This window comes from Histidinibacterium lentulum, from assembly GCF_003789055.1.
Taxonomy (GTDB): domain Bacteria; phylum Pseudomonadota; class Alphaproteobacteria; order Rhodobacterales; family Rhodobacteraceae; genus Oceanicola; species Oceanicola lentulus.
This window is the reverse complement of the sequence record NZ_ML119087.1, coordinates 1-18863: the sequence shown is the minus strand read 5'-3', so window position 1 is coordinate 18863 and position 18863 is coordinate 1. Positions and strand designations below refer to the sequence as shown.

Here is an 18863-nt window from a genome sequence, read left to right as displayed (position 1 = left end):
TCAGAGCCCTTTCGAGGATTGGATGCGGACGACCGAGATGCGGTCGGTCGCCCCTGCGATCTGCCGGTTGAGGTCTGCGAGCGCGGCGGCCATCTCGCCGTCGCTCGCGTAGGTGATGCGCTTGCCGTCGTATTCGACGGTGCGAACGCCCTGATAGCGCGCGGCCATCAGGGCGTCCCGCCAGGCGGTGAGCTGGGCGAGGTCGGCCATGCTCATGCCCCGGCGTTCATGAACCAGCCCCGATGGTCGATGAAGCCCGCGCCGAAGTCCAGGATCACCCGGATCTCCACCCCGTCCACGTCCCAGCCCGAACGGCTCTCGACCTGCGGGCCTTCGGCGCCCGAGAGGTAGGCGAACTCCAGCCCGTCGATCTCGCCGGGATCGGCGGTGACATACCAGCGGGTGGCCGACGACAGCCGCGGCTCGACCACCAGCGACAGCGAGCCCGAGAACGGGTTTACATCCGCCGCCGTCGCCGGCGCGATGCTGGCCAGCCATTTCTCGGCGGTGGTCTCCAGCGAGGGCGGGACCAGCAGGTTGCGCGGCGTCACGCGGATCGTGCGATCCTCGATGCCCTTCTGGGTGCGCAGCGCCAGCCGCGCGGCCGACAGCGTCGTGTCGGAGATCGCCGCGCCGGTGCCCGCCTTGTTGCCGTGATCGGCGTGGAACAGCGTCTTGCCGTCCGACATCGTGGGCCCGTTGCCGCTGCCCGCCTCGAGGAGGGTGACGAGGATGCGCGCCTCGGTCTCGGCGGCGGCCTGGCCCATGCGGCGGGCGAGGTCCGCGAAGGCGCCGAGGTCGTCGTTCACCAGCACCTGCCGGGTGACGCCGATCTTCCGCGCCCAGGTCTCGACCTTGTAGGCCTCCCTCGCCTCAGCCATCGTCCCGGCCTTGATCTCGCCGTGCTCGTTCAGCTTTTCCAGCAGCGGCGCTTCGCCCAGCATGATCTTGTTCACCGCGCGGAAGTCCCGCGCCGTGGTCTGGCGACCGAGGCGGCGGATGCCCGAGGGCGCGGCCTGGTAGGCGTCGCGCAGCACGCGGCCCACCGTGTCCCCGAGGATGATCGGGAAGTCGGAGGTGGTGTGCAGCGCGCGGGTGACGAGGCTGGCGGGCGAAAGCGCCATGGTGGTCTCGCCGCGCAGCGTCAGCAGTTCCTTCGCCATGTCCACGGGCGTGGAATAAGCGTAGCGCCGGGCCGGTTCGCTCAGCTCGTGGCGCGGATTGATCCTGGCGTAGAGGGCTTCGCCCATCTGGCGCGCGCGGAGCGCGGGGTCGTCCTGGCTCTCGCTCATCTCGACGCGAACCTGTTCGGTGCGGATGGCAGGCGCGCTGCGCTTCGCCAGCGCCTCGAAGGCCGCGCGGCGGGCCGTGTCGGGATCGGCGCCTCCGTCGATCTGGCCGTCGATCCAGGACTGGTCGAGCCCGGCGATGCGGGCGATGGAACGGATCTCGGCGTTCGCCTCGGCGCGGGTCTCCTTCTGCCCCTCGGGCGGGGCCGGGTTGGTGGTCGTCTCGGTCATCTCTGTCTCCATGCGAATGTGGGCGCCGGGATCGGCGGGCGTCGGCACCAGGGAAATCTCGTGAGGGGTCCAGCGCACGGCGGTCAGCACGCGCGCGCCGTTCTCGGTGGTCTCGACCCACTCCTCGACGGAGTAGCCGACCGAGACGTGCCGAAGGATGCCGGCGAGCACGTCCTGCCAGACCGGCTCCACCTCGGGCCGGGCCGAGAACTGGATGAGCGCCGTGCCGCGCTTGCCGTCCACGGCGGCGCTGCGGACGGAGCCCAGCACGTCGCGGACGGCGGTCTGGCGGTGCGCATCCAGCACGCTGGCACCTCCCAGGCGCGACAGGTCCACTGCCTCGGGTTCGAGGCTGAGCCGCTCGATGTATTGCCCGGCCATGTCGCGGCGGCGCACGGGTGCGCCGGTGGACCAGACCACCTCGACGGTGCGGGCCTCGGGATCGGCCGTCGCGGGAGCCAGCGTTGCGCGGCGAGTGAGAAGTTCCATGGTCTCAGCCATCGGCGGCCTCCTTCTGCTGCAGTGACGCCGCTTGGCCGAAGGAGAGACCCAGCCCGTCGGCGCGCTCGCGGTCGGCGGCGATCTCGGCATCCACCTGCTCGGCGTCGTAGCCGCGCTCGGAGATCGCCTGGGACCGGCTCTTGAGCCCCGCGCCGATCGCCATGATCTCGGCCTGCACGTCCTTCATCGGATCGACGTAGTCGAACTTCGGCGGCAGCCATTCGCACCCCAGGTAGGCGTTCGGGTTACGGTCGAAGTCCCGCGCGGGGAGATCGCCCGTCAGGACGGCGAGGCGCACGAACCGCTCCCACACCGGTCGGCAGAACAGATGGACCACCACATTGTGCTGAAGCTGCTCGACCCGGCGGCGGAACTCGATCAGCCCGGCTCTGATCGAGGAATAGGTGACGCCCTCCAGATCGCCCGAGACCAGCTCGTAGGGCAGGCCCAGCCCGGCCGCGACCGCGCGCAGGTGGTTCTTCACGAAGGGCGCGTAGGCGTCGTGCTCGGTCGGGTTCGAAAACCGGATGTCCGTGCCGGGCGGCAGCGGAATCAGGCTGCCCGGCTCCATGCCCACGGTCAGCGCGCCGCCGGTATTGGTGCCCGAGAGCCCACCCGCCGTGCCGTCGGGATCGGTGATGAAGCCAGTGAAGAGCGCCGCGACCTTGGCCTTCACCAGCGCGGCGTCCTCGAACTGGTCGAGCTCGTGCAGCCGCAGCAGCACGGGCGCGAGCCAGGTGATCCCGCGCAGCTGGCCCGCGGCGAGCGGCTTGAACAGGTGCAGACAATCGGCGGCGGGGACGCGGAGCGGGTCCATGCGGAGAGACCCCAGCGGATCGCCCGGGCGGGAGGACAAAACCCGGTAGGCGACCCGGCGACCGGCGGCATCGAACTCGATGCCCGCGCGGATCCGCGCCCCGCCGCCGATCTCGCGGTGCAGGTCCATGGGAACCTGCTCGCGATCCAGAAGCTCGAGGTGGAGGGGAATGCCGGCGGCGTCGCTGGCCACCCGCAGCCGGGCGAAACTCTCGCCGCTCTCGACCATCGCGCGCACGGCCATGGCCTGCAGCCCGTAGAAATCGGCCAGCCCGTCGGGGGCGGCATGATCGGTCCAGCGCAGCCAGAGCGCCTGCAGCCGCTCGCGCACCGCGCGGTCGGGATGGGTGGATTGCGGCTTGATCCCCGCGCCCACGACATTGCCGACGAGGCTGTCCACCGCCGTCGCGACCCACGGGTTGTTCCGCGCATACCACCCGGCCCGTCGCGCCGCCGTGGTCGCCCCCGCCAGGATCGTTGCGTTCAGCCCGTCGACCGTCCGCGCCCCCTCCCAACGCCGCCCGCCACCCGCAGCGTCGAAGCCGCGAGCCCGCGCGAGGCCGAGAAGGCGATGGAGGATGGTCCGCATGGGCGAGAGAATCGCCCGAAGCGAAGCCTCAAGCTATTGGGAATGTTTGGGAAATGTGCAGCCCATCGGGGGAGCGGAGAAGGCGGAGACCACGCGCGAGATTAGCGCCCATTCACATAAAGGCTAGGCGCTACCGCCGAAAAGTCAAATGACCTAGTTTGCCGGCCGTTATTCAATTTCGCTTTCTCAAAGTTATTACGATTCCTCCACATCTTACGAACCTCAGGCTGCAGTCGCTGCAGCTCTTCTTCAACGTACTGAGCCAGTGGGAAATTGAGAATCGTCGACTTGGTCAGATGAAAACCGTCACCCACCGTCAGCCAGTAATCGAAAAACAGACGGGAAGAGAGAACCCCTAGAGCAGTGAGGAAGTCTTTCTCGCTACCGAAGCCTAGGACATTGCTGCTCCCATCAAGTTCGTCGCGAAAGCCAATATAGTTCCGCGCGACTGATCCAATTGCGAGGCGGTACCGTGACGCGCTACAAATTAGCGATCCAAGCCGCTTCTCTTCGATACTCGCCCGGAGATAATCAGCTATCAATTGATTGGCGGGTCGCGGAATTTGATCATCAAGGCGATAGTCAGTGACATCATAGAACGTTGGAATGGAGCAGAGAAGGCTCGTTCGCTCCCCCTTACTCCATCTCTGAAGTGCCGAAGCATAAACTCTCGGTGTTCTCGCAGGGGCAACGCTAAGAATTGAGCATCGTTGGCTATTCGCCTTGTTCGTATTTGTATGCTTGGGCTTGCCGGACTTGAACAAAGTATCTGGGATGTTGTCATAATTTGATATCGATATCTCCGATTTGAGCCTCTGCATGCGTGACCGCAGCGCGCTGTAGTCTCGACTGAAAGCTATCGATAGGGGGACAATGAAGTGTAGATGAGCGGGTTTGCGCGACAGCTCCAAGGAGCGCTCAATAAAATCCGCATAGAGATTCTTCCATTTAGACGAACCTTTCTGATTCGCCACGAAGGGCGGATTTCCAAAAAACACACCAGGCCGATCTGTGGCAGGAAACTCATAGGACCGAAAATCCCCATGGATTAGCCTTACTCGATCGAACTTTATGTCCCAGCGCTGCTCCAGAGTCTCAATTTTATCTCGAATAAATTCGAGTGCTTGTTGGTTTATGTCTACTAGGTCTGCGTTAATCAAGCGAACGATTTGCGGCGATAGTCCTTGATTAATCAGCCCCTTGATTAGCGAGAAGAACAGCGCTCCCGCGCCAGCGGATGGCTCAACGAAGTGGGCGCCTTCGATAAGGTTCTGCGCTGAAAGAGAACTTGTGATGTTTCGGCGGTCGAAGAAAATCTGCCAGAAATGATCGGCAACATCGGCGGGAGTGTAGTATGCTCCAGCCAGCTTTCGTTTGCTCTCGGACTTACATTCCGACGAGTATGAGAGTTCAGCTTCCGCTGTCTCGGCGGCCGAGACAGCCACTTGAGCGTCAAGCGCCCATACGGATGTCGAGCCCACGCTGCAGGTAGTCGTTTCGTGGACGTCGTGCCGGATCGGTCGGGACGGCGAAAGGTCGTTCATGTAAGTTCCTTATCTCCCCGATGCCTTTGTCTTGGTTCGTCTGGCGTAGGTATTCTGCTCGGTCAGTGTTGAAGACAAGGCGATACCCCGGGCCAGGCAACAGAAGCGCATCATCATAAAGCCGATGGTGCTCAATACACAGTGCGAGCCCATTTGTTACATGATTTGGCGAGCCCTCAACTGAGTGAGGAATGATGTGCGCTGCCTGGACGATCGCCAGCTGGCGATCACAGACACAACATGTTTGCCCGTACGCTTCAAGAACCCACTTCTTGAACCTCGGATCCCTCGGATATGCGGTGCGCTCAAACGTGAATTTCTCGCGTTCCCCGGCTTCATCGACTTCAATTTCACCGCTTGCACCTAAGCCGGCATCAGCGAAGGTTTCCGTATGCCGTCCGACGAGATTGACGATCGCATGTTCACTGCGCAGAGCATGAAAGTGCTCGACATTCTCAAGATAGAATCCCAGTGCCGATGCGGGCAGCGCGATTGCAAAACTCTGTTCGCCAAGCTGCCGTGCCATGAATTGATGCACCGCTGCTTGTTGCGTTGATACCGACACTCTCTGGGATTGCCGCGCGTAGACCGACACGACAGTCCTTGCTTGTAGGGAGAATACGTGTCGCGGATCCCATGCCACAAATGTGTCGCCAGTATCGAAGAAACCGATAAAGGCAACGCGGTCTCCTCGCGCTTGCCTCGCCCTTTGCTCCTCAATGATCCCACGCCCTAGCTGAATTCGTACCTCATCATCATTGTCACGAGCGTTTCCCGAGTCATGAACGTAAGAAACGTGTGCGGAATAACGAGCCCCATTGAGCGTCATTTGCACCGGATTCTGTCGGTCAATAATGCGGAAATTCTCTGAGTAGGGCGCGAGCGCGTCCCTTACAAAGTAAAAGAGGAGATTGCGGTCAAGCGCCATTACAAATACTCAATCAGGTGCGCCACCATCTTCTCGCCCAGCAAACACGGTACGGCGTTGCCGATCTGCTTCTGGACCGACCTGCGGTTCCCAAAGAACTTGTAGCCCTCTGGAAATGTTTGAATGGCTGCGACTTCAGGAACGCGAAGGCGGCGGTTATCCCAGTGAAATGGGCCCACCCAAGGACCCGGCTGGGCTGCGATGGTTATAGAGGGCTCTTCCGGATGTAGCTTATGGAGAAAATTCCAGAAGCGTCCACCAGTTCGGAATTTTCGACCATCATAGCCCTTCAGTTTTGAGAGCGCGATATAGTTTTTGCCTGGTGGCACATGAGTAAGTTCATAGAAGTAGTTTCCGTTAGAGGCGTCCTCTTGGGGCTCACGGAAATCGTCAGAGGCGTATTTCGAGATGAAGGCGCCGACCCCAGTATATGGCTGGAAGCCATTCATTAGTTCGGGCTTGGCGGGGTCGCCATGAGTTGGGTGCGGTTGAGGGATCGGGCTTCTAGCCTTCCGTACGCCAAATACAAATACGCGCTTTCGCTTTTGCGGAACGCCAAAGTCGGCCGAGTTCGCTCTGTAGACGGTGCATGCGTATCCAAGAGCTCTAGCCTCGGCAAGAAATCTCTCGAACGTAGCAATATTCGTTGGATGCAGAATGCTTTCGACGTTCTCAAAAATGAAGCCCGATGGCTGTAGTTCAGAGACGGCGCGAAGAAACTGCCCGATCATGTTCCGTGGATCTTCGTCGATGAGCCGGTTGTCGTTCTTCACCCAGTAACCGTTCTTCGAAAAAGGCTGACACGGTGGCCCCCCGATCAGGATCGTTGGTTCGTCTGTTCTCAGCTGGGTGAAGTCGACACCCTGTATGTCAACTGCGAAAATTTCAGGATTGTCGATACTGGTGCGGTTCAGGCGCAGCGTCTCTGCAGCATCGGGGTCATTCTCGACACATGCCATAATCTTGGCGCCAGCATTCTTGGCTCCAACGTCGAGACCTCCTGCTCCAGAAAAGATGCTGACACACTTCACCAATGGCTGCTCCCTCGGTAACTTTGCGACACCGCCTGGCACGAGACTGCGCAGATTGTCGCAAATGTTCTTTAATTGTTCGTGACCCGAGTCTGCGTGCTCGAGCCTTCGGTATCCCCTATTTGGTATCCGAAGCCAGTCTGCGTTTCAACATCTTGCGTCACCGAAGACACTATCGCATCCACGCGGACCGGATCACCCCCGCTGCCGCCGCAGCCTTACGCGTCTGTGCCGGACTCACCCGTTCCACCTCCTCGTTCAGCCTGAGCCCCATGCTGATGAGGCCGTGCAGGGCGGCGTGGGCGTAGACGAAGGTGTCGAGGGCCTCGTTGCGTTCGCCGTCACGCTTGGGCTGCCAGGAGCGGATGGGACGGCCGCGCTCGAAGCGGGTGACGACGCGCTCGGCGGTCAGCTGGCGGAAGTAGTCGGCGTCGAGACGGCGGGGGAAATGGATCGCGCCGGGGCCAGGTTCGGTCAGGCGCAGGCGGGCGTAGACCGCGTCCTTCACGGCATCCACGCCGACGATGAAGAGCGGAATCTTGCCCTTGTTGGTGCGCGTCGGGCGGCGCGGCCAGACAGGGATGCCGGGCCCGCCGCGGCCCTTGATCGCCCAGATGCGGCGGGCGAGTCGGGTGCGGCAGAACTCGTAGGCCATCTTCGTGTGGTGGCCGCCGGTGTCGATGGCGGCGGCGCGCACGGGCAGGTCGAGCCCGGCGGGATGCGGGAAGGTCGCCTGCAGCACCATGTCGAGATCGGCCCACAGCCGCGGGCCTGACGGGTCGCCCCAGAGCACACGGTAGTCGATAACCCACGCCTCCTCGTCGCGGCCCCAGCCGAGGATCTGTACCTCGATCCGGTCGCCCTGCACATCGACGCCTGCGGTGAGCACGGCGACGGCGGCGGGCAGCGCCTCGCCCCAGTCCTCGCGCCGCGCCATCAGCGGATCGGCGGGAACGGTGTCGCCCGCCTGGTCCTCCCAGGACTCGCCCAGCTTGGTGTTGACCCAGACCTGAAGGCGCGCGGGATCCTTGCGGACGCGGCCGTGCTCGGCGGCGATCTCGGCCCATGTCTCCCACGGGGAATAGAGCGCGGAGAGATGGAACCCCGCGGTGCGGCCGTCGCCCTCGGCCGTCGCGCGCCACTCGCCGGCGGCCAGCAGGCGGGGCTTCTCGTGCTCGTGGTGGATGCCGCCACAGGCCTCGCAGACCAGATAGGCTGCGTCGCGCTTCCCCTCGGGCCAGCGTATGCGGGCCCAGGTGATCGGGGCCATGTCGCCGCAATGCAGGCAGGGGACGTGGTAGAAGCGCCGGTCGCTGTGCTCGAAGGCGGCCTCGATGCGGGAATGGCCCTTCAGCGTCGGCGTGGACACCATGTAGATCTTGCGCCGCCCGCGGAAGGTGGCGGTGCGCTGGATCGCCAGATCGACCGGATCGCCCTCGCCATCGGCGTCGCCGGGATAGCCGTCCACCTCGTCGAGGAACAGGTAGCGTACGGGCGTGGAGCGGAGGCCGACCGCGCTGTTCGCCCCGGTCATCACCAGCTGGCCGCCGGGGAAGGACTTCCGGAACAGGCTGTTCCCGGCGTCGCGGGAGCGGGGCGCGGCGACCAGGTCGCGCAGCGCGGGCGTCGCCTCGATCAGCGGGTCGATGCGCACGGTGGTGTTCCGGCGCACCATGTCGAGCGAGGGCATGACCAGCATGGCGATGCCGGGCGCGTTCTGGATGATGTAGCCGAGCCAGTTCAGCCCGGCCTCCGAGCCGCCGGTCTGCGCGCCTTTCATCAGCACGACCCGCTCGTAGGGGCTGGCGGTGGACAGCGCGTCCATCACCGCGCGCAGGTAGGGCGTGCGGTCGGTGCGCCAGCGCCCCGGCTCGGCCGAGGTGGGCGGCAGGATGCGATGCCGGTCGGCCCAGTCCGAGACCGGGATCGGCGGTTCCGGGCGGATGCCGCGCCGCCAGGCGAGGTCGATGTCAGGCACCATCACTGAGGCTCCCGAGCGGCAGGTCGGCCAGGTGTTCGAGATGCTCGCGCATCATCCGGTCGAGGGCGGCGAAGGTGGCGCGGGGATCGGCGCCGAGCTCGGCAGCCAGCAGGGGCGCCGTGCGCTGGACCCACGCGAGGTGCGCATCGCGTTCGGCACGGGCGCGCGCGAAGACCGTGCGCCGCGCCTCGTCCGCGTCGATCAGCTTGTCCTGCTCCCGCTCGAAGGCCAGCCGGGCGCGCTGGACCTTCACGATCTCATGCAGCCGCTTCGCCTCGGCCAGCGTGGCGGTGCGGCCGGTGGCAGAGGGCGCGCCGCCCTTGTAGCGCCGGGCCGGGTCGAGGTTCGTCTCGATCCAGGCCAGCCCCTCGGCCACGTCGATCCGCCCGTCCGCGCGCACCGGCAGCCCCTCGGCCACCAGCTGCGAAATGCGCCCCTTGGTCAGCCCGACCCGGGCGGCGAAGGCGGTCTTGGTCTCGTGGCTGTCGAGTTTAGTCATTTCCGCCCCCTGACGCTGGCGGGCTTATGCGCTGCGCGTCCCCACATACGAATGTGCCCAGGAGGAACCGCCTGGCGGCCCGCGATCCGGCGTTTCCGATGGCTAACGGCGATTCTGAAGGTTTCGCGGGCCGTGCCGAGCGTTGCCGTCCGTTCACGAATTGTCTGGTGGGTTTGGTGGAGATCAGGGGTTTGTTTCGGCCCGCTCCTGAAAACTGTCATGTCATGCGTCGCGGCGTGATGCATGGCGTCACGTGTCGCGACCTTCCACGTCGCTGACACTTTGGGCGACAAACACAGATATCGGCCGGGACAAATCCACCAAAGCCACCAAACCCACCAGACGGATCGGGAATGAACGTCACGCATCGGCACGGCTTCGGAGAGTTTCAGAACCGTCGTTGATCGGCACGATGCCCGGTTCCGCGTGCTCCAGCTGCCAGCGCGTGAACCCTGCCGACACGCCCGCGTTGACCAGGCGCAGCCCGCCCACGATCCGGTTCTGGTGCGATCCGATCCACTTGCCGAGCCGCCTGCCGTTGATCGCGCCGCCTTCGCCAGCGACCCGCAGCAGGGCCTCGCGGAACTCGGGATGCACGAACTCGGCGCGGCCGTAGAGCTGCGGTCGCTGCTCGGTTGCGCGCTCGATCACGTCGCGGACGTTGGCTGGTTGCAGGCCGATCACCTCGCGCCAGCCTTCCAGGACCGAGGTCAGCGCCTCGAGCTTCGGGTCGGCGCCGCGCAACTCCTCCATCGTGTCGCAGGGATCGGCCTCGCCCAGCCAGATCAGCGCGTCGCGGATCCAGCGCGACCAGTCGGTGAAGGAGCCGAGCGGCGCGCGCTGCTGCGGTCGGCCGGCGACATGGAACGCGCGCAGCACTGTCAGCCCGGCCGAGACGTAGTCGCCGCGCCGCTCGGTCACCATGGCGAGGGGATCGCGGTCGAAGGCGCGCAGCTCGGGCCGCTCCACCCCGGCGTCGAGCGTGGCGCGGAGCGCGCGGCGGGTCATGTCGCCCTCGAAGGTGAGGTTGTTCCCGGTGGCGAAGATGGCCGCGTTGCTCGGCACCTCGGCGTTCACGGACTTGCCGAGGATCCTGACCTTGAGGCTCGTCTGCGTCATGGTCTGGCAGAGAAGCTCGCCGCCCACCGGTTCCTCGCAGTTGTCGATGGCGATCAACACGTCGCCCGCGATCAGCGCCGCGCCCAGCCGTTTCTCCATTTCCTCCTCGGTCTTGCCCTGCGCGATCACGGGTGCGGGACGGGCGGTGGCGATCAGGCTCGCGAGGTCCACCAGCATGGACTTTCCTGTGCCCGCAGTCGGCGCGTTGAAGCCGTGGAGCGGCGCGGTCGGCAGAGAGCGGCGCACCAGCGCGGTCAGGATGGCAGAGAGCGCCACCGCGCGATCCCCTTCCGCCACGAAGGGAAAGGTCGAGATCAGGTCCTTGAGGTAGGCCAGCGCGCGCAGCGCCATGTCCCGGTCTGGGTCGCGCGGCAGCGTCGGGAACGTGACGTCCTGCGGATCGAACAGCAGCCCGGTCTGCGCGTCGTAGCCCGGCAGGTCCAGGATCGAGCCGTCGGCGCGCAGGGTCGGGCAGCTGATGATCCCGGTCAGCACCGGCAGGCGCCACTGGCCCTCGCGCGCCAGGAACGTCTCCGCGATCCTGTGCGGGCAGTCGGTGCTGAGCCACTCGCCCTCGCGCTTGTCGAACCGCTTCCAGTTCGCCGCGCGGGTGAATGCCTCGGCCATGTGGTGCGCCTTGACGTCGACCAGCCGGGGCGCGTCGACCGTGCGCCCATCCGAGACTGCCACCGGCACCATCGCCGGGCGCACCACCATGCTGCCTCGCTGATAGTAGCCGAGCCCCGCCTGCATAAGCGCGCCCTCGGCCATGTCGACGGCCCGGTGCAGGAAGCCAGCAAAGATGCGGATCACCGGGCGGCCGTCTCCGTCGTCATCGTCGGCACCTTGGCCGTCTGGACTACGAGCGCGCGAGGTTCGCACCCGCTCCACCCGCTCCGCGCGCCAGCCGTTCTGCCGTGCCAGCCAGAACAGCGTGCCCACGGTCACGCTGCGCACGGACGAGAAGCTGTCCCACTTCTCGGCGGTGTATTCGGGATCGTTCTTGTCGGCCCGCGCTGACCAGCTCTCCCAGAGGTCGCGACCGTCCGGTCCGAGCGCGGCGTAGAGCGCGAGTCCGACCTTGATCCAGTCGTCATAGGGGAGCTCGTCGTTGGGGATGTGGGCGACGGCCTCCTCGACCAGTTCGCGCGACGGCGCCTGGTTCCGCTTGAGCCCCGCGGCCTTGCGCCCCTCGCGCTCGATCTCGCGGCGATCGGCGGTGCTGTAGCCGCCGACCTTGCGCAGATAATTCTCGGCCGCGGCTATGAACGCCGCGCACCGCTCCTTGGAGACCGGCGGCAGCGCATGCAGCGGCACGTCGAGCGGCGAGCATTCGGGCCAGGAGTAGGGCGCCCTCGTGTCCGGGTGGATGCCGAAGGCGACGAACTGCTGTCCCGTCGCCAGGATCTCGACGCGCGCCACCGTGCCGTCGAGCATGTGGAACTCGGACGTCTGGAGCTTGTCGAAGGGCTCGTCCGTCCGGAAGGTCAGCAGGATCTTCGGCGCGCGCCCGATCCGGCAGGCGGGCGTCATGCCGAGCATCTCGGTCGCGATGCAGGTCACCCGGTGGGCGTGCTGGTGATCGAGCACGTCGATGTCGATGCCGATCAGCGTCCCGCAGAGCAGGCCCGTATTGGTGCAGTTGCGCTGCGCCTTGGTCCAGCGCGCGATCTCGGCCTCGTCGGCGCTGGCGCAGACGGTCTCCCAGCCCTTCATCATCGGCCGCTTGCCCGCGGCCTTCATGGCGACATGCGCGCCCAGCACCGGCACCGGGCGATAGCCGTGACGATGCAGCTGCAGGCGCAGTTCGGTCGGGTCCTCAAGTTCGGCGGCGGGCGCCGCAGTGGACGCATCCGCCGACGCCTCGGCATGGGCCATATCTTCGGTCGTGCGGATAGCGTCCTCCATGGTTCACTCCCCGTCCAGGACCCAGGCGGCGAAGTCGTCGTTCCAATGCTCCTCCGGCCCGTCGCCGCTGCCGACGAACCGGACGAAGCCGTAGTAGACCTTGCCGGCCAGATGCCGCGGGTCGCGCTCGTACGCCGTGGTGCCCCGCAGATCGTGCTCGAGCTCGGCGCGAAGACGGTCGAGCGCGGCGAGGGACCGGTCGGCTTCCTGATAGGTCAGGGTTCCGGGGACGGCCGAGGTCATGACGTGCATCAGCGCGTCGCGGCACTCCCGGAGGCGATTGCCGATGACAACGTGATCGTCGGTGGAAAGCGGGACGCGGAAGTCGCTCATCGCGCGGCCTCCTGCTGCTCGATCCAGCCGATCAGCTTCGATTTCCGAGCGCAGATCACGTTGCCCATGCGGAACGTGGGCATCCGCACCTTGGCCTCGCTGGCGTAGTAGTAGACCTTCCGCCGCTCCTTCGCGTCGCCGAAGACGAAGAGCGCGATGGCGTCCGCGCCTCGCAGCAGATCCTCGGCAAGCGTCGGGCAAACCTCTCCTGTGGCGGGTCCAGCCCGCAAATGCTCCTGCATGTCCTGTCCTCCTAGGTGCGGATCAGCGCGCCGAGCGCGATGATCGTTCTCTGACTGACGGCGAACGTGACCATCGCATCGCCGCCCTCGTGAAATCCGGATGCCTCCATCAGCTTTCGCAGCTGCGCCTTCGGCGGCGCGAAGCTGGCGATGATCACGGTCCGGTCGGGCAGCAGCCCGTCGCTGGACCCGGCGAGGGAGACGGACGCGGTGTGGAACCGCCGCTCGACCTCGATCTTCATGAAGGGGAGCATCACGCCGCCGAGCGCCGCGTCGAGCGCACCGTCCCGCGCCGCCGCGATCAGCCCGGCCAGCATCTCCCCGAATGTCCTGACCTGCGTCAGCGCTCGCATGGCATCGGGCAGCGGGAGCCAGGCGTCATGCTCGTCCTCGGGCATGGTGTCCTGGCTGTGCAGGTCCTCGACGGGGAAGTCCCAGAACCGCTCCGATGCCTCGACCGCGTCCTTCACCTGATCGGCAGCCATGATCGCGAGCAGCAGCCGAGCGCAGTCCTCGGGCGTCATGTCGGCCGCGCCGGGCCCGCGCCCGCCGGTGGAGATCAGTCGCTCCTTCCGCAGCGCGCGCGCGATCACCGACACCGTCTGCTCGGGCATCGGCAGAACCTGCGCGAGGGTGGGGATGAGGTCGCTGAGCTTTGCCATCGCGGCGGGGTCTCCTGAGCTTGTTTCAGACTTTAAGTTCAAAACCTCTGGCGCACAAGAGGGTTTCGGACTAAAAATCCATTAGTGGCTTCCGAGGCGGTCGGTTTCGCCTCGCTATGCCGGAAGAAGAATGGCAATGCGGAAGGCTGACGATGCTCAACACATTGTCAGGAAAAGGGAAAATCGGATGGCGACGATCCGGAAGCGAACACTGCCCTCGGGCCTGGTGCGCTGGCAGGTGGATTTCACCGACCAGGCCGGCAAACGCCGCTCGAAGCTGTTCCCGCGCCGGAAGGACGCCGACGTCTATCTTGTGAAGGTCCGCTCGCTCGTCGCCAACAACACCTATCTGGCCGACAGCGAGAGCATCACCGTGGCCGACGCCGCCAAGGCGTGGCTCGACCATTGCGAGGTGCGCTGCAAGACGGGGCGGCGGATGGAGCGGTCCACGCTCCGCGGCTATAGCGACTATGTGCGGCTGCACATTACGGTTCCCGAAATCGGGATCGGGGACAAGCTGATCGTCCAGCTGACCCGCCGCCATGTGAACGAGTTCCGCGACCGGCTGCTGCTGAACGGCCGGTCCGAGCATCTGACGCGGCGCGCGCTCTCGGTGCTGAAGCTCATCCTCGACCACGCCATCGACAACGGCCAGCTCTTCACCAACGCCGCGCAGGGCGTGCGGGTGATCAAGTCGAGCCGGATCGACTACAAGGCGCCGGTGCCGTCGAAGGAGACGATCCGCGCGCTGATCGAGGCGGCCGACGAGGACTTCAAACCGCACCTGATCGTCTCGGCGCTGACCGGCCTGCGCGCCTCGGAACTGCGCGGCCTGCGCTGGCAGGACGTCGATTTCGACAAGGGCTTCATCCACGTGCGCCAGCGCGCCGACGCCTACAACCAGATGGGCGAGCCAAAATCGCGCGCGGGCTATCGCGACATCCCCGCCGGGCCAATGGTGCTGAACGCGCTTCGCCGCTGGAAACTGCGCTGCCCGAGGAGCGACCTCGGGCTGGTCTTCCCCGCGCCTCGCGGCGGCGTCCTCCAGCACACCAACACGCAATCTCGGTTCCGAAAGCTGCAGGAGCAGGTCGGCGTGAAACTGCGCTGGCACGACCTGCGCCATTTCGCGGTGTCGCTCTGGATCGAGCAGGGCTTCTCGATCAAGGAGGTGATGACCTTCGCAGGCCATTCCTCGATCCAGATGACCATGGAGCGCTACGGCCACCTGTTCCCGTCGCCCGACCACCAGAACGCCATGGCCGAGGTCGAGGCCAAGCTGCTGGGGTGAGTGGGCCGAGCGGCGGCTGCTGGATGCTTCGCCCGGTTCACCCGTATGGCCGGGATCGGCCCTCTCCAACGCCCCTGTGGCGGGGCTTGGAGCCGCTCTACCGAAATGGCTCGGGCTCATAGGCCGCCTTTGCCACCACCTTGCTGGCATCCCCGCGGGATCGATAGCGGCCAATCATGTCGCCGCTGGCGGCGTCGTCGACCTCCTGCACCCGATAGAGCGTCAGGCTTTTGTCGCTGTTGGGCTTGAGCTGGAAGACCCGGCCGTTCTTGCGGCAATAGAAGAATTTCGAGCCCTTGATCTGGGTCCATGGGCAATCGGCGTAGGACAGGAGCCGCCGCTCCCGCTCCAGTCGCGCCTCTTCCGACCGCCGCTCGGCCTCCGCACGCTCCTCGTCGCGCAGACGCTGCCACTGCGCGCCCACGTAATCCGACAGGCGCCCGATGATAGCGGGCATTTCCGTGCCAGCCTCTTTATCGGCCTGGTAGATGGCCAGACATTCGGCCTCGAGCTTCGGTTCCGGATCTCCGAGGTATTCCTCCTCGATCATGGCCTTCATGCGCTGCTCGAGATCGGTCATCGTCAGGACCGGGCCAGGCAGGCCATTCAGGAAGGCGAGCATGTCGTCCTTCGGGATCCAGCAGTCTATCGCCGAGGCCAGGACCTTGTCCCGCGGGCCTTCCCACTTCCTCCAGACAGAGCTGTCCTGATCGAGTTTCGTGACGATTTCGAGGGCCAGTTTGGCCAGGGAGCGCTGCTCTCGCATGTGACGCAGGGAAGGGCTGCGCACATAATCGGCCAGCAGGCTGTAAACTACCAAGGTTCGCTGATTCATGAACATGCGGCTTTCCCGTTACTTCCCAATGATTTGCGTCTGCTCCGTGCGACACGACGCCGACGTCGCGAGCCAAGAATTCCTCTAAATATTTGCTATTGAAAGACTATTCCGGCCCCGTCGGGTTGCCTCATAACCTGAAGGTCGTAGGTTCAAATCCTACCCCCGCAACCAAATCCAGCGAACTTTTCGAAGATCCCAGCCCAGACCAATCATGGTTGGGCGCGGATGCCCTGAGCATCCGCGCGAGGTTTCCTTGCAGATCGAGCACATGACCGCCCTCGGGCAGCTCCTCGACCACGATCTTCTCCACCAACACCTTCATGACGTCGATGGCCTGCTGGATCAGCTTGGGGTCAGCCATCGTGGCTTTGAGATTGCGCACCAGCTCGGCATAGAGCCGATCGAGATCCGCGGGCAGCTCAGGCTCGGGAAGATCTACCCGCGCCAGTCGCTCGACGAGCTCGGCCTTCTGTTCCTCGGCCTTCTTGAGTTCGCTCAGGAGTGCAGGGCTATTGAGACCACCCAGGATCGCGGCGGTTGCATTTCCGATCTGCTTCTCCAGCTTCTTCAGGCTACGCTCGAGCCCCTGCTTCTCCGCACCAACGCCCTTTACGGCTTCCCTGAGTGCGGCCGCATAATCCTGCCGGAAGACTTCGAAAGCGGCGGGCTGCATGAGGTCCTTCTTCAATCCGGAAAGGACCACGGCCTCGGCATCGAGCTGGCGGAGCCCGGTCATTCCGACACAACGACTCGGCCCCTGTTGCTTCGCTGTCTGGCAGTAGTAGTAGCGGCGGTCGCCGGTTCCGGCGATCGTCAGCTTCCCGCCACAGCACTTACAGAACAGCAGTCCCGACAGAAGAAACTTCGAGCGGCGGGTAGCGGGGCGCGCTGACCTGCTCCCCTGAAACCTCCTCACTCTGAGGTTAGTCTGTTCCTCGACAGAGGAGACGGACGATGAAGCGCAGCAGGTTCAGCGAAGAACACATCATTGGCATTCTGAAGGAGCACCAGGCCGGGCTGAGCGCGGCGGAACTCTGCCGCAAGCACGGTGTGAGCGAGCCGACGTTCTACATCTATGGATGGCTCTCCCTTTGCAAGCGTTCCGAAGCAGTAATCGAGCGTGACGGGTGCTGACATCTATCCGGCGTCGCCGGTCGATGGTGGCGCGCCCAAATGGGTAATCCGCGAAGCATGGCCCTCAACAAATGGCCGGCCTCTTGGGCCTTTATAAAAGCCAGGTTCTCCATGCACCGGGTCCGTCCGGTCGACTCATTTCCTCTTTCGCCTGCACCTCGGACCGTCACGCATCAGGTCGCGGGACGGTATTCCTCATTTCTGGCCAGCAGCGCCCAGATGATCCGCGCATTCTTGTTGGCGACGGCGACAATGGCTCGGTTCATCCCTCGGCGTTCCCGCAGTTCATTCACCCACCGGCTGAACCGATCGGTCTTTCCGACCGCGGTTCGCACGACGGCACGGGCGCCATGGACCAGCAGGGTCCTCAGGTGCTGGTCGCCGCGCTTGCTGATCCCCATCAGGACCGTCCGATCTCCGCTGGAATGCTGACGTGGGACCAGCCCTAGCCAGGCGGCCATGTGACGCCCGTTGTCAAAATCGCGCCCGTCACCCACTGCGGCAATGACGGCGGTGGCGGTCTTGGGGCCAACGCCGCGGATCCGTCCAACGCGCTGGCAGGCCTCGTTCGCGCGGAAGACCTCATCGATGCGCCGGTCGAACTCCTGCACCCGCTTGTCGATTTCGCTCATCAGTTCCAGAAGTGAGCGCAGGATCTCACGGCAAAGCCCTGACAGATCGTTGCTTTGATCGTTGACGATCTCGGGGATCATGCGCCGGGCGCGCGTGATCGATTGTCCAAAGGCGATGCCTCGATCCAGGAGAATTCCCCGCATCTGGCTGACCAGCGCGGTCCGGTGGTTGACCATGCGCCGACGGGCCCGATGGAGGGATTGGATGTCCTGCTGGGCTACACTTTTCTTCGGCACGAAGCGCATGCGGGGCTGGATGACGGCGATGGCAATCGCCTCGGCGTCATTGCGGTCATTCTTCTGCCGCCGCCGAAAGGGTTTGACATGCTGGGGGGCGACGATCCTGACTTCGTGACCGAGGGCCTCGAACTGCCGCTGCCAGAGAAAGGCCCCGGTGCAGGCTTCGATGCCGATCACGCAGGCCGGGATCTCCCCCACGGCCCGCAGTAGCGTTTCTCGTCGCACGCGGCGGCGGAGCTGGATTTCTCCATGTTCATCCAATCCGCACAACTCGAATACGTTCTTGGCGAGATCAATCCCGATGGTCTTGATAGTCATCCTTCCCTCCTGTGTCTTCGATACCCCGATCTTGCGACCGGGGTGGGAGAGCCGTCCATCCCATCAAGTGGAAGGCCAGGTATGGCGGGCTGGAGGTCTCGGACGCTCGACGGCTGAAGGCGCTCGAGGACGAGAACGCCAAGCTGAAGAAGCTCCTTGCGGAGTCGATGCTGGATGTCTCGACGCTGCGCGAGATGCTCGGAAAAAACTTCTGAGGCCCAGTTCGAGCAGATCTGCCGTGAGCTGGGCCATCACCGAGAAAGGCTATTCCCAGAGGCGCGCCTGTGCGCTCGTCGGGATTGATCCACGTGTCTACCGGTATCGTTCGACGCGGGGCCACGACGGGGCACTGCGACGACGCCTGCGCGAGCTGTCGTCGGAACGGCGGCGGTTCGGATACCGCCGCCTCCACATCCTGCTCCGCCGCGAAGGCTGGGAGGTGAACTGGAAGAAGCTCTACCGCATCTACCGCGAAGACCGGCTCACGGTGCGCAGGCGCGGCGGCCGGAAACGTGCGCTCGGGACGCGGGCACCGATGGCGATCCCGCAGGGCCCGAACCAGCGCTGGAGCCTCGACTTCGTGTCTGATGCGCTGTCCTGCGGGCGGCGGTTCGTAACCGGCCGGTTAGGACCGCAGCTCAGGCGACGGCCTTGTCCTCCTGAGTGAGCGGCACCCAGTTCCACGGCAGCAGGTCGTCGAGGCGGTTGATCTTGTGGTCGCCGATCCGGGCGAGGAT

16 protein-coding genes and 2 pseudogenes are annotated in these 18863 nt (G+C 64.9%); 3 read left to right on the top strand and 15 right to left on the bottom strand.

Translation table 11 applies throughout. From position 1 onward, the window contains the following. The 12 genes from EAT49_RS14055 to EAT49_RS14000 form a co-directional block, all read right to left on the bottom strand. The gene (locus tag EAT49_RS14055) at nt 1-216 is read right to left on the bottom strand and encodes a phage head-tail joining protein (protein ID WP_425459530.1); all 216 of its coding nucleotides are present in this window, start codon (nt 214-216) and stop codon (nt 1-3) included. Further along, nucleotides 213-2021 carry a prohead protease/major capsid protein fusion protein gene (locus EAT49_RS14050; protein WP_123642935.1) on the bottom strand — a complete coding sequence of 603 codons (1809 nt, stop codon included), beginning with the start codon at nt 2019-2021 and terminating at the stop codon, nt 213-215. The genes EAT49_RS14055 and EAT49_RS14050 overlap by 4 nt, the downstream gene beginning before the upstream one ends. Further along, complete coding sequence (locus tag EAT49_RS14045; RefSeq protein ID WP_123642934.1) at nt 2014-3426, bottom strand: phage portal protein; 1413 nt, start codon at nt 3424-3426, stop codon at nt 2014-2016. The genes EAT49_RS14050 and EAT49_RS14045 overlap by 8 nt, the downstream gene beginning before the upstream one ends. 101 nt (nt 3427-3527) lie before the next feature. Then, the gene (locus EAT49_RS14040; protein ID WP_123642933.1) at nt 3528-4970 is read right to left on the bottom strand and encodes an Eco57I restriction-modification methylase domain-containing protein; all 1443 of its coding nucleotides are present in this window, start codon (nt 4968-4970) and stop codon (nt 3528-3530) included. Then, nucleotides 4879-5898: an HNH endonuclease gene (locus tag EAT49_RS14035; RefSeq protein ID WP_123642932.1), complete on the bottom strand. Its 1020-nt coding sequence runs from the start codon at nt 5896-5898 to the stop codon at nt 4879-4881. The genes EAT49_RS14040 and EAT49_RS14035 overlap by 92 nt, the downstream gene beginning before the upstream one ends. Then, nucleotides 5898-6929, bottom strand: a complete 1032-nt coding sequence (locus EAT49_RS14030) for a DNA cytosine methyltransferase (protein ID WP_221181466.1) — start codon at nt 6927-6929, stop codon at nt 5898-5900. Before EAT49_RS14030 ends, EAT49_RS14035 begins: the two co-directional genes overlap by 1 nt. A 172-nt stretch (nt 6930-7101) precedes the next feature. After that, nucleotides 7102-8910, bottom strand: coding sequence for a phage terminase large subunit family protein (locus EAT49_RS14025; RefSeq protein ID WP_246003860.1), 1809 nt, complete (start codon nt 8908-8910; stop codon nt 7102-7104). Continuing rightward, nucleotides 8900-9409, bottom strand: a complete 510-nt coding sequence (locus EAT49_RS14020; protein ID WP_123642930.1) for a hypothetical protein — start codon at nt 9407-9409, stop codon at nt 8900-8902. Before EAT49_RS14020 ends, EAT49_RS14025 begins: the two co-directional genes overlap by 11 nt. A 360-nt stretch (nt 9410-9769) precedes the next feature. Next, the gene (locus EAT49_RS14015) at nt 9770-12436 is read right to left on the bottom strand and encodes a PriCT-2 domain-containing protein (protein ID WP_123642929.1); all 2667 of its coding nucleotides are present in this window, start codon (nt 12434-12436) and stop codon (nt 9770-9772) included. Nucleotides 12437-12439: 3 nt separating this feature from the next. After that, nucleotides 12440-12769: a hypothetical protein gene (locus EAT49_RS14010; protein WP_123642928.1), complete on the bottom strand. Its 330-nt coding sequence runs from the start codon at nt 12767-12769 to the stop codon at nt 12440-12442. Next, nucleotides 12766-13011 carry a hypothetical protein gene (locus EAT49_RS14005; protein ID WP_246003859.1) on the bottom strand — a complete coding sequence of 82 codons (246 nt, stop codon included), beginning with the start codon at nt 13009-13011 and terminating at the stop codon, nt 12766-12768. The genes EAT49_RS14010 and EAT49_RS14005 overlap by 4 nt, the downstream gene beginning before the upstream one ends. A gap of 11 nt (nt 13012-13022) precedes the next feature. Further along, nucleotides 13023-13673: a hypothetical protein gene (locus EAT49_RS14000; protein ID WP_123642927.1), complete on the bottom strand. Its 651-nt coding sequence runs from the start codon at nt 13671-13673 to the stop codon at nt 13023-13025. A 187-nt stretch (nt 13674-13860) separates the two neighbouring features. Here EAT49_RS14000 and EAT49_RS13995 point away from each other — a divergent pair, with 187 nt between their 5' ends. After that, entirely contained in the window at nt 13861-14964 is a 1104-nt protein-coding gene (locus EAT49_RS13995; RefSeq protein ID WP_123642926.1) for a site-specific integrase, read from the top strand. Nucleotides 14965-15061: 97 nt separating this feature from the next. On the opposite strand, the gene EAT49_RS13990 is transcribed toward EAT49_RS13995, so the two are convergent. After that, a complete protein-coding gene (locus EAT49_RS13990) occupies nt 15062-15805 on the bottom strand; it encodes a hypothetical protein (RefSeq protein ID WP_185020763.1) in 744 nt (247 codons plus the stop codon). 124 nt (nt 15806-15929) lie between these two features. After that, nucleotides 15930-16718, bottom strand: a complete 789-nt coding sequence (locus tag EAT49_RS13985) for a recombinase zinc ribbon domain-containing protein (RefSeq protein ID WP_123642925.1) — start codon at nt 16716-16718, stop codon at nt 15930-15932. A gap of 38 nt (nt 16719-16756) precedes the next feature. Between EAT49_RS13985 and EAT49_RS13980 the strand changes: the two are divergent. Further along, nucleotides 16757-16873 (top strand): annotated as a pseudogene (locus EAT49_RS13980) (transposase); the annotation flags it as partial. 236 nt (nt 16874-17109) lie between these two features. Here EAT49_RS13980 and EAT49_RS13975 read toward each other — a convergent pair. Continuing rightward, the gene (locus EAT49_RS13975; RefSeq protein ID WP_123642924.1) at nt 17110-18126 is read right to left on the bottom strand and encodes an IS110 family RNA-guided transposase; all 1017 of its coding nucleotides are present in this window, start codon (nt 18124-18126) and stop codon (nt 17110-17112) included. A 65-nt stretch (nt 18127-18191) separates the two neighbouring features. On the opposite strand from EAT49_RS13975, the pseudogene EAT49_RS13970 reads away from it, so the two are divergent. After that, a pseudogene (locus EAT49_RS13970) lies at nt 18192-18739 on the top strand (IS3 family transposase); the annotation flags it as partial. Between the last annotated feature and the right edge of the window lie 124 nt (nt 18740-18863).